Origin of the sequence: Chryseobacterium hilariae (genome assembly GCF_051400735.1) — a bacterium.
Taxonomy (GTDB): domain Bacteria; phylum Bacteroidota; class Bacteroidia; order Flavobacteriales; family Weeksellaceae; genus Chryseobacterium.
In genome coordinates this window covers 151,710-163,379 of the sequence record NZ_JBLFFJ010000001.1, presented here as the reverse complement: position 1 = coordinate 163,379, position 11,670 = coordinate 151,710, and the positions used below count along the sequence as shown (strand labels likewise).

The following is an 11,670-nucleotide window of genomic DNA, read 5'->3' as shown; positions in this document are numbered from 1 at the left end:
TTTAACTGCATTAAACATAACGTACAAAAGATTACTGAATACGAATTGTATACTTATAATCTTGAATCACATTCTTCCAGGATTCCTTTTACATCATAAATAATCCCTTCTTCTTTCAGGTAATGATTCAGGTTTAAATCCATAAATTCCTTGTGTGCAACGGTAAGGATGATTGCATCAAACCTTTCATCCGGAATCTCGTTAATCACATCCAGGTCGTACTCATGTTTTACTTCTTCAGGCTTAGCCCACGGATCAAAAGTCGTGACATGCAAAGCATAGTCTTCAAGTCCGCGGATCACATCTACCGCTTTGGTATTACGCACATCCGGACAGTTTTCTTTAAAGGTAATTCCTAAGTTTAAGACTCTGGCACCATTGATTGTGATCTTCTTTTTAATCATCGTTTTCACAAGCTGGGAAGCTACATACTGCCCCATAGAATCGTTAAGACGGCGCCCGGCCAGGATAATTTCAGGATGATAACCGTTTTCCTGAGCTTTCTGAGCCAGATAATACGGATCTACTCCGATACAGTGCCCTCCTACCAAACCAGGTTTGAAAGGTAAAAAGTTCCATTTGGTTCCGGCAGCTTCCAATACGGCATGGGTATCAATTTCCAGAAGATTGAAAATTTTTGCCAACTCATTCACAAAGGCAATGTTAATATCTCTCTGTGAGTTTTCAATAACTTTGGCAGCTTCCGCAATCTTGATAGTCGGAGCCAAATGAGTACCGGCAATAATTACAGATTTATATAAAGTATCTACTACTTTTCCAATTTCAGGTGTAGAACCAGAAGTCACTTTCAGGATTTTCTCTACAGTATGTTCCTTATCTCCAGGATTAATACGCTCAGGAGAATATCCCGCAAAGAAGTCCTGATTGAACTTCAATCCTGAAACTCTTTCCAGTACAGGAATACATTCTTCTTCAGTAGCACCTGGATATACCGTAGATTCATAAATTACAATATCTCCTTTTGACAATACCTTCCCCACAGTTTCCGATGATTTATATAAAGGGGTCAGATCGGGACGGTTGTGCTTATCAACCGGAGTTGGAACCGTAATAATATAGATGTTTGCATCCTGGATATCCTTGATATCAGCAGAGCAGTACAATCCTTTTTCATTGGTTTGATGAAAAGGGTTTTCCTGTTTTAATATCGCTTTCAATACTTCATTTTCCACTTCTAAAGTATTGTCTACACCAGTATTTAATTCCTCAATCCTTTTCTGATTGATATCAAAACCTACAACCGGATACTGGGTTGCAAATAATCGTGCTAAAGGCAGACCTACGTATCCTAATCCGATAACGGCAATTTTATATTGTTTTTCCACAAAGACTCGATTTAAACTTGTTTATTTTAAATTTTCCCAATACCAGCTGATAGCTTCTTTCAATCCTTTTTCTATCGTATGGGTAGGCTTATATCCTAATAATTTTCCTGCTTTTTCAACGGATGCCAGTGAGTGCGGTATATCGCCAACACGGTTCGGGCCATAAATGACATTAACATCAGCAATTTTCTCATCGAATTCGCTTAAATATTTTTTAAGGTATCCAATCAAATCGTTCAGTGTTGTACGGTCACCTACTGCTGTATTATAAACCGTATTCACCGCTTCAGGATTCTCAGTAAGCATCGCGAGCTCATTCATCTGAATGACATTATCGATATAAGTAAAATCACGTGAATAGTCTCCTGTACCATTAATTGTAGGGGATTCGTGATTAATTAACTGCTTTACAAATAAAGGGATCACTGCTGCGTAAGCTCCGTTCGGATCCTGTCTTCGTCCAAATACATTGAAATATCTCAAACCAATACATTCTATTCCGTAAGTTTTCCCAAACACATCAGCATAGAGCTCATTGACATATTTGGTAATGGCATATGGCGATAACGGTTTCCCGATCACATCCTCCACTTTAGGCAATGACGCAGAGTCACCATAGGTAGATGATGAAGCAGCATATACAAAACGTTTTACTTTCGCATCACGTGCAGCAATCAGCATATTTAAAAATCCTGAAACATTCACATCGTTACTTGTGATAGGATCTTTAATTGATCTCGGAACAGAACCCAAGGCAGCCTGATGTAATACGTAATCTACATTTTCAACTGCTTTCCGGCAAACTTCCAAATCACGGATATCTCCTTCAATCAACTTATAATTTGGATTTTCAAGGAAAGGCTCGATGTTATGACGGTGTCCTGTTGCAAAATTATCTAAGCAAACAACATAATAACCCTTATTTAAAAAATATTCCGTTAAGTTGGAACCTATAAAACCCGCTCCTCCTGTTATTAAAATTTTATTCATTTTTATGATTTAAAAATTTTCTTCCACCAGCTATTTTTATCCTTGGTCTGGGTGTAACCATAGCCGTAGCTGTAGTTATATCCATAGCCTCCTGCCCGCCTTGACACATCATTAACAACAAATGATACGTTCGTAAGCTTAGAGTCTCTTACCAGATCATTGGCAAAATTTATCAATATATTTTTTGATACTCCGGACCTTACTACATACAATGTCGCATCAGCGGTATCTGCAATACTCAGTGTATCCGAAACCAGCATAAGCGGTGCTGAGTCTATAATAATGTAAGCATACTGAGAAGACATCTGCTCAATAAGCTTCTGATACCTTCCATTAGAAAGTAGCTCCTGAGGATTGGGAGGAATTGAACCCGCATAAATGACATCACATGAAGGATTGGTAGTTGATGTATGGATAAGATCCTCTACATTTACCGAATCATCATATAAATATTCTGTAAGACCTTTTCTTTTTACAGGTTCACTGTCATATCTTTGGATCTGAGGATTACGTATATCCGAACCAATTAGAAGTGCTCTTCCGTTTTTATTGGCTATGGTAAGGGCAAGATTAACGGACACAAGGGTTTTTCCTTCACCTTTTACCGAAGAGGTTACCATAATCACTTTAGCAGAATCTTTTGTAGGCAAAACAAATTTAAGATTGGAAACAAGAACCCTGAATGCTTCAGCCAACTCCGAAAAGTCGTTTTTCTGCACCAAATGGTTTTCATTATCTTTAAGTGACGGAATATCTACCAGTACACCCAGTCCGGAACGTTCCTTAATATCGTCTCTGTTATAGATTTTGTCGTCCAGCAGAAACAGTAAATAGAAAACTGCAAAAGGAATTAACACCCCAAGGAAAAAAGCTCCCAGAAGAATAATATCTTTTTTAGGTGACACCGGAATATCCATTGTAAATGCAGGATTTACAATTTTGGCTTTCGGTACTTCTACTGACAGATTAATTGCATTTTCTTCTCTTTTCTGCAAGAGAAACAAGAAGAGCTGTTCTTTAAGATTTTGCTGACGCTCTATTCCTCTGTAAACTTTAGATTGTCCCGGAACTTTTTCTATGACACTATTACTGGTTGAAATTTGGTTTTGAAGTTGGGCAATACCTGTCTGTACCGTTTGCTTCTGCTCACTGATGTTGTCACGAATGATGTTCTTTAGAGAAGCAATTTCCCTGTTCATCTCTATGACGGCAGGGTTTTCATTGGTTGCCTGCTTAAGGGTTTTGTTCCTACTTATAATAAGTGAGTTATATTGGGAGATAGACTGTTCCAACGAAGGACTCAGCCCCAGATTGGAAGGCATAAGCTGGTTGTTGCTTTTTGAAGCTTCTGCTGAAAGGGAGTTCAGAAGATCAAGCTGGGCCTGCTGCTGAAGAAGAACTTTAGTATTCTCGCTTGTATTTTGCAGAGCAAGTTCTGCCTGGGCCTGCAAATCGACAATGCGGTTACGGTTTTGAAAGTCTTCTTTCTGATTTTCTACTCCGGATAGATCTTTGGTAATGACCTCGAGCCTTTTATCAATAAACTCCTGAGTATTCTGAGCCTGTAAGTTTTTATCTTTCTGCCCATCTATATTGTATTGTTTTGTAACTTCATTAAGAATAGCTTCTGATTTTTCGGGAAGAGAGCCTATTAGACTAATTTCCATTAGCATAGCCTTTTCATCAGGTAAATTTACATCTACCGTTTTCTCAAGTTTTTTTACTTTCTCGATGGGGCTTGAAAAAATTATTTTGTAATTAGATTTAAAAGCAATGGCAGTATTTCTTTGCAATACCACTGTCCCAAAATCCAGTTGCAAAGGAATATTAAATCTTCCTGTGATATTCTTCTGTTTTTCACTCTGAAGTGTAAACTGATCACCCTTTACATCTGTTATGGTGTATTGGTAGGATATGAATTTTTTATTATTGTAAGCTAATATCTTTGCCGTTATAGGAGCATTGAGAAATAATTGTGAATCTTTAATTTCTCCTGTAGTAAAATACTCTACATTAAGATTAAGGTTTTTTACCACCTGCATGAGTATAGGCCGTGAGTTTACTACTGCAGCCTCACTTTTCAGCTCATCGGCATTCCCCAAACCTATACCAAGATTATCCAGATCAGACAAAGCTGAAGATAAATCATTTTGCTTTTTATCAAATTTAAGAGTAGTTTTTGATTGATATTTGGGCACACTGTATCTAAGGTAAATATAAGCACCCGTCACAAAGACAAAAATAGAGGCAATAAACCATGGCCACTTATACAGGTATTTAGAAATATTTTTCCTTATGTTTAATTTCTCTTCGTTTTCCTGAAGTTCTATCTGCTGCATATTTTATCGTGTTAAAGCAATAATAAGTGTCCCTGCCGTTAGCAATGCCCCAATAATCTGGAATGTAAGAGCCCTGTTCGGATTTGTGTTTGCCTGAACCTGCTTGTTTTTATCCGGCTGTACATATAATATGTCGTTTTGTTTCATATAATAGTACGGTGAGCTTACAATATCAGATCTGGAAAGATCGATATTAACCACCTGGTCCACCCCGTCATCACCTGTACGGATAAGCTTTACATTCGTACGGTCTCCAAAGTCCGTCATGTCACCTGCAAGACCAAGTGCCTGGAACACATTAATTTTCTGGGAAACACTTTCTTTCTGGCCCGGATCTTTCACTTCACCCAAAATACTTACATTGAAATTTTTTAAAGTAATGGACACCATTGGATCTGTAAGATATCTCTTCAAACGGGACTCCAGATCCTGTTTTAGCTGTACCTGAGTCATTCCCTTAGCGTAAACATTTCCCAATACCGGAAAAGAAATATAACCTTCTTCGTTCACTAAATATTCACTTGGCTGTACATATTGATTGATTCCAGTAGTGGTCTCGCTTCCTACCTTATTGGTTGTATTGAGGTTGAAAGGCTTCACAGCAATTTCATCAAGTGCAGAAACAAGGATCAGAAGAACATCCCCTTCCTGAATATGCAAACCCTGAAACTTTGCTTTAGTAACTTCCTCCTCCATATTATGGCTTGACATATACACCATATTCTGTTTAGGCTTACATGATAGCAGAGTAACCGATAACAGTATTATATATGTAATAATAGTTTTCTTCATATGTTATTTAAGTCTATTCGAATTAATACTCAATTTATTAAAGATATTTACAACAAAAGTCAGAATTAAGTATATTTTTCACATTAAATACAAATTCACTTATATGTGAAGTGAGTTTAAATAAAAATATCTTATTTTAAAGTCAATTCATTTTGTAGCAATTTTCATTCCGATTAGAATTAAAAAAGTAAAAATATTTATTTATTTTTCACTTATCAATATCATAATTATAACTATGTTACTGATAGACTTCACGTTCCGGTGTCTTATCTAAAATTTCAAATTCTGAATTATTACTTATAAATTCCGGAACAATTACCTTTAGAATTTTAACGACCTGTAAACTCTCTTTTTTTATCGCCGACCGCATGATCTGCTTACATAAAAGTTCTATATCCTCAAACTCCATCAATGGATCTCTTGATATCATTATTTTTTCATGATGGGTAGGAATAGTAGTAGAATTATCTGTTAAAAGCTCCTCATATAGCTTTTCGCCAGGTCTCAAGCCAATAAAATCAATTTTAATATCAACATCCGGTGTGTATCCTGATAATTTTATCATTCTTTTGGCCAGATCCAGAATTTTGATCGGCTTGCCCATATCAAAAACATAAATTTCACCTCCATTTCCCATTGTACCGGCCTGAAGCACCAGTTCGCAGGCTTCAGGAATAGTCATAAAATAACGGATGATATCCGGATGGGTAATGGTAACCGGACCTCCTTTTTCAATTTGTTTTCTGAAATGGGGGATTACAGAACCGTTGGACCCTAATACATTCCCAAAACGAGTGGTAATAAATTTCGTAGTATTATCCGGAGAGTTTTGTAATGACTGCACGAAAAGCTCGGCAGCTCTCTTAGAGGCGCCCATTACATTGGTAGGATTCACAGCCTTATCGGTAGATACCATCACAAAACGGCTAACGTTATATTGTTTGGATAATAAAGCTAAGTTCCTGGTACCTCCGATATTTACAAAAACAGCTTCATGAGGGTTATCTTCTATCAAAGGAACATGCTTGTAAGCCGCAGCATGATATACTATTGAAAATCGGTAATCCTCAAATAATTTTTCAAGTCTGTAGTGGTTCGAAATATCTGCCAGTACAAATTTGAAATTTTGGCCCGGGAACCTTTCCAGCAACTCAAGTTTCAGCTCATGCAAAGGTGATTCAGCTTGATCCACGACCACAATAAGTGATGAATCCAGCTGAGCAACCTGCCTCACAATTTCGCTCCCAATAGACCCGGCGCCTCCGGTCACCAGAATACTTTTATTAAAATGACGACTTCTTACCTGTTTACTTTCTATTTTTATCGGACTGCGGTCCAGCAAATCTTCAATCTGAAGGGGACTGATACCACCTACAATACCGTCTTCTTTTACTTTATTGAGGCATGGTGCTTTCAATATTTTCAATCCTTTATCCAATGCAAGGGTCATCCATTCTTCCATTTCCGTCTTATCCATCGTTCCTCTGATTAAAACCGCATCAAATTGATTTGTCAGATGATCACTTTTAAGAAGTTCCTTTTTATTATAAATTTTATGACCAAGCAATATTGCTTTTTTGGAATCTGATCTGGCACTAAAAAAGCCGGCCAGCTGATAAGTATGTCCCGGATTATGAATGATAGCATTTGCCAATGAGACGGATTCGCCCCCCACTCCTACAACAGCAATTCTTATTTTGGATAAAGCACCCCTATACCTATGGTCCATAACCAAACTAAAAAGCTGACTGGTAAGCATTCTGAAAAAGAACATCAGGAGAGTGGAAATGAAAAAGAATAAAAAAAGAGCCGGATATAAATAAAGCGGTTTGCCCAATATCATATATGAAATGAAATTGAGTCCCAGCAACACTATAAAAGTACCACCTGAAGACCACAGGATTTTAAAAAAATCAAAAAAAGTAGAGTATCTTATAATTCCTGCATACGTTTTGAAGAGGAGCATAAAAAGAATATTAACAGCAATAATTGTTAAAATTTTCTCATTGAGATATTCAACAAAAGAAATTTTTACGTGCAGTTTTTTTAATAACAGGTAGATCGTTAGGACAGAAAAAGAAACGATTGAAATATCAATAAAAAAAACTAACCACCTAGGTACATACCTTAACTCTTTAATTTTAAAAACATTCCCCATACTACAGATAAACCTAAAAATATTATATTTTTTTATTTAATTCAACATTTGGTGGTTTTTAATTTTGAACAAATATAATTAATTATTGATATATTATTTAGCCTAATATATTAATTTAACATATTATATAATTAAATTATCTCCTATTAACCATATAAAATTTACAGCAATCATATCTTATTGCAACACAGTATTTTTCAAATTTCAAACAAAAATGTTAAAATATCATAATGTTAAAAAACGGAATTTCCAAATGGTTTATTTTAATATGGATGACATATTATTATCAAAGCATAAAAAAAAGAAGACCTGCTTCAGGCCTTCTTCTTACTTCATGACAATTGGAATTATCTAGGATATTTCGATCAATCGTGGTGGTTTCTGCTTAGCATCCTCCTTTTTCGGAATGGTCAGTAAAAGCAGTCCATTCTCATATTTTGCATTGATATTATCCTGATCAACAACATCTTTTGGAAGCTCCAGACTTCTTTGGAAAGATTGATAGCTGAACTCCTTACGAGTATAACTGTCCTCCTCCCTTTCACTGCTATCCTGCTTAGAAGATGAGATAGTCAAAAGGTTTCCATCAAGTTTTACTTCGAAATCTTTTTTATCCATGCCCGGTGCAGCAATCTGTACCTCATAAGCATCTTCATTTTCTCTGATATTAACCGAGGGAACCGTTGTACTGGTTGATGAATAATTGTTGTTTCCCCAGTTAAAAAGTTCACGATTAAAAAAATCATCGAAAAGACCTGGAAGAGCTAAATAGCCATTCGGGTTTCTTTTAATAAGACTCATAATAATCCTTTTAAATTAAGTTAAACAATCATTTTATACACAAATCAGCTGGCCAGCTTGTATGCAAAAAACAACAAAAAAAATACCATGCTGGAAAATGTGATCTTTTTTCAGAAAAGCTGACAAAATTTCACTTTGTAACTCAAAAATTCCTGTTTTTATTTGAGCTGAATGATTGATTATCCATTACTATTCTATCTGTTCTTCCTACAAACAACCATTATGATAATCTCTCCTAATGTATTATGATCTTGCTCATAGAAGTATTGAGTGCAAATATCTAATTTTGAATAAGCATTCAATAGAACACTAACTCATCATTAAATAATTTATGAAAAATTTATTCTTATCAATCGCAGCCATTAGCTTCATATTTTTAGCTTGTAAACAAAAAGACACAGAAAAAAATACAACTTCTGTTGATTCAGCCAACACACAAAGTGCTTATCATGATACGGCTGCCACATCGCCTCGGAACTCCGAAGACAGTACGACAGGTCGAGACAGTATAAACACAAAGACTCATATAGGTGGTAGAAAAACAAGCAATAACAATACAGGTAACGCCACCGGTACTATCAATGCAGCAGTATCGGATAGTGCACATCCCGGCAGATAAATTGATAGCTTTTATCGGATCTCCAGCGGCACGATCTAATAGCTTTGTAAATCCATCTAAGGCTAGCTATTATTTTATACTTAATGTATTCGGCCTATCTGTTGCAGCAAAACATTTCTTATCAAGTTTCATATTTTATAATTATTAAAAGCGACAAACCGTCCAATTTTAAATAACTGAACCTTAATTATTTGTCTTTAACTCAATTGATGACCTGTTGTGAAAAGATAATTTTATCTTGCAATGATTTTGGAATTAAACTTTTACAGGCTTTATAAATTGTAAAAAAATCAGTATTTTCGCAGTCGGAAATCACAAGTGATAAGTCTTTTTTGAGTTTATTCACTGCTGATGAACATGGCTGCATAGTTTAATGGATAGAACTTCGGATTTCGGCTCCGACAGTGAGGGTTCGAATCCTTCTGCGGTCACTAAAAGAGACAACTATTTGATAGTTGTCTCTTTTACAATAAGAATCTGTGACCCAAACTTTTACCATTGAGATATGTAGAATTCAATTTTTGAAGCTAAAATTGACAAAATCTATATCTGCCCATCAGCTTTACTATCGGCTACCATTGTTTATATATATTTTATGTCAACAAGACATCTCCTTATTTCTATGTTTATTAAATTTAACTTTTTCTCATAGTCATTCTGTAACTCTTGGGAGTCCAGCCTGTTTGTTTTCTGAAAAAATATGAAAAATGAGAGAAATTATTAAACCCAAGCTCAAAGGCTATTTCTTTAATTGATTTATTTGAACTGTGCAATAATTTCTTTGCTTCCAATAATATTCTTTGTCTTATAAATTCTAATGGGGATATTTTATATTGCTTTCTGCACAGAACTCCGAGGTAATTGGGAGTAATGCATAATTCTTCAGCATAAAAAGCGACACCTTTTTGCGTTTTGTAGTAGGTTTCAACAAGTTCGTGGAAACGGAAAGCAGGATTATTGTGATCACTCAATGCAGATCTTCCATGTATCTGCTCTATCCAAAGATTAATCATCAGCGCCAAAAGTCTTACCCTTGCATTAATAAGTTCCGGAAATACAACTTCCGAATGTATTTCTTTACGAATCGCATCAAACTCCATACTGAATTTTTCATAAGCTTCTTCGTTTGACTGGATCATTTCGTATGTACTGTGAGGCGAAAAAGTATGTTTTAATGTCGGAGAAAATGTTTCAAGAATAGAATCATTAATGATCAACCTTCTGCCACTCGCATGCAAGGGCAGATTCCATATATATTTCCTTTTAGGGAGATGGACAAATAATTGTTTGGAATTTAAAGCATAAGTATCAATATCCGTAATACAATTACCATCAATACATTCATCTAAAATAATGATTGTGAAAGAATTGTCAGGAAAACGGTTAAGCTCGGAAGAACTTATTTCGCCCTGATAAATAACATCGATATCTTTTTCAGTTTGACTTTCCAATATTTTTAAATTACCCTGTTCCTTCATTTTATATTTTAATGTCGGATAAAGTTACTTAAATTCGATATGAATAAAGATCAATATCCGAAATTGTGAAATAAATATGGTCTATTATCTGCAAATATAGAATTCCGACTTTCGAAGTGAAACATTCAGTATATTTGTAATAAGACTCATCTCATTTAAAATGTTGACAGATAAATTTGGAAGGAATATCAATTATTTAAGACTTGCTATTGTAGACCGGTGTAATCTCCGCTGTACCTACTGTATGCCGGAAAACGGTCTTGCCTGGATTCAGCAAAAGGAATTAATGACTGATGAAGAAATGCTCAGAATCTGCTCGGTATTTACAGAAATGGGAGTACATAAAATCAGGATAACAGGAGGTGAGCCTTTTGTCAGAAAAAACAGTATTGAACTCATCCAAAATATATCGCAATTAGATGGACTCACTGACCTCAGTATAACAACCAACGGGCTTCTTACTGAACAGTATATTCCGCAACTTAAAAAATACGGAATAAAATCCGTCAACCTAAGCCTCGATACACTCGATAAGGATCATTTTTTCCGCATTACCAGGAGAAATAGTTTTGATAAGGTAATGAAAACCTTAGACAGTTTATTACAACATCATATAAAGGTAAAAATCAATACAGTAGTGATGGAAGGAGAAAATATTGAAGATATTATTCCCTTGATAATGCTTACAAAAGACCTTCCTGTTGATGTACGTTTTATTGAAGAAATGCCTTTTAATGGCGGTACACACGCTATTTCTTTAAAATGGAATTTTGTTCAGATTTTAACTCACATCAAATCTCGTTTTCCCGAAATTCAAAAGATAGAAGATCCCCAAAATTCTACATCATACAATTACAACATTCCAGGTTTCAACGGAAATATTGGAATTATTGCGGCATATACACGTTCATTTTGCGGAACGTGCAACCGTCTTCGTTTAACACCCAACGGAATTTTGAAAACCTGTCTGTATGAAGGAATCGGCGTAAACCTGAAAGATGAAATCCGTATGGGAAAAACAGATGAAGAGCTCAAGAATATAATCATCAATAGCCTACAGAACAAACCAAAAGACGGATGGGAAGCTCAAAAATCGAGTCTGCCCGCATCACAAATCCATCAGTCGATGGCAACAATAGGAGGATAA

Annotated in this window: 9 protein-coding genes and 1 tRNA gene; 3 read left to right on the top strand and 7 right to left on the bottom strand. The window is 35.6% G+C overall.

The features are described from left to right. Positions 1 to 53: 53 nt before the first annotated feature. From ACMGDK_RS00765 to ACMGDK_RS00740, 6 genes are all read right to left on the bottom strand, one after another. Positions 54 to 1,346 (bottom strand): nucleotide sugar dehydrogenase, encoded by a 1,293-nt coding sequence (locus ACMGDK_RS00765; RefSeq protein ID WP_436806165.1) that lies wholly within the window; start codon positions 1,344 to 1,346, stop codon positions 54 to 56. 21 nt (positions 1,347 to 1,367) lie between these two features. Continuing rightward, on the bottom strand, positions 1,368 to 2,336 hold the full coding sequence (locus ACMGDK_RS00760; protein WP_436806164.1) for an SDR family oxidoreductase: 969 nt from the start codon (positions 2,334 to 2,336) through the stop codon (positions 1,368 to 1,370). Positions 2,337 to 2,338: 2 nt separating this feature from the next. Continuing rightward, the gene (locus ACMGDK_RS00755; protein ID WP_436806163.1) at positions 2,339 to 4,675 is read right to left on the bottom strand and encodes a GumC family protein; all 2,337 of its coding nucleotides are present in this window, start codon (positions 4,673 to 4,675) and stop codon (positions 2,339 to 2,341) included. Between the two features lie 3 nt (positions 4,676 to 4,678). After that, positions 4,679 to 5,386 (bottom strand): polysaccharide biosynthesis/export family protein, encoded by a 708-nt coding sequence (locus ACMGDK_RS00750; RefSeq protein ID WP_436806162.1) that lies wholly within the window; start codon positions 5,384 to 5,386, stop codon positions 4,679 to 4,681. 319 nt (positions 5,387 to 5,705) lie between these two features. Next, on the bottom strand, positions 5,706 to 7,625 hold the full coding sequence (locus ACMGDK_RS00745; RefSeq protein WP_436806161.1) for a polysaccharide biosynthesis protein: 1,920 nt from the start codon (positions 7,623 to 7,625) through the stop codon (positions 5,706 to 5,708). 351 nt (positions 7,626 to 7,976) lie between these two features. Continuing rightward, the gene (locus ACMGDK_RS00740) at positions 7,977 to 8,426 is read right to left on the bottom strand and encodes an Hsp20/alpha crystallin family protein (protein ID WP_436806160.1); all 450 of its coding nucleotides are present in this window, start codon (positions 8,424 to 8,426) and stop codon (positions 7,977 to 7,979) included. A gap of 331 nt (positions 8,427 to 8,757) precedes the next feature. Between ACMGDK_RS00740 and ACMGDK_RS00735 the strand changes: the two genes are divergently transcribed. Together ACMGDK_RS00735 and ACMGDK_RS00730 are read left to right on the top strand one after the other, a co-directional pair. Continuing rightward, positions 8,758 to 9,045, top strand: a complete 288-nt coding sequence (locus ACMGDK_RS00735) for a hypothetical protein (protein WP_436806159.1) — start codon at positions 8,758 to 8,760, stop codon at positions 9,043 to 9,045. A gap of 359 nt (positions 9,046 to 9,404) precedes the next feature. Further along, positions 9,405 to 9,476 (top strand) — tRNA-Arg (locus ACMGDK_RS00730). A 204-nt stretch (positions 9,477 to 9,680) separates the two neighbouring features. On the opposite strand, the gene ACMGDK_RS00725 is transcribed toward ACMGDK_RS00730, so the two are convergent. Next, positions 9,681 to 10,523: a helix-turn-helix domain-containing protein gene (locus tag ACMGDK_RS00725; protein WP_436806158.1), complete on the bottom strand. Its 843-nt coding sequence runs from the start codon at positions 10,521 to 10,523 to the stop codon at positions 9,681 to 9,683. Between the two features lie 160 nt (positions 10,524 to 10,683). Between ACMGDK_RS00725 and moaA the strand changes: the two genes are divergently transcribed. Further along, positions 10,684 to 11,670, top strand: a complete 987-nt coding sequence (gene moaA / locus ACMGDK_RS00720; protein ID WP_436806157.1) for a GTP 3',8-cyclase MoaA — start codon at positions 10,684 to 10,686, stop codon at positions 11,668 to 11,670.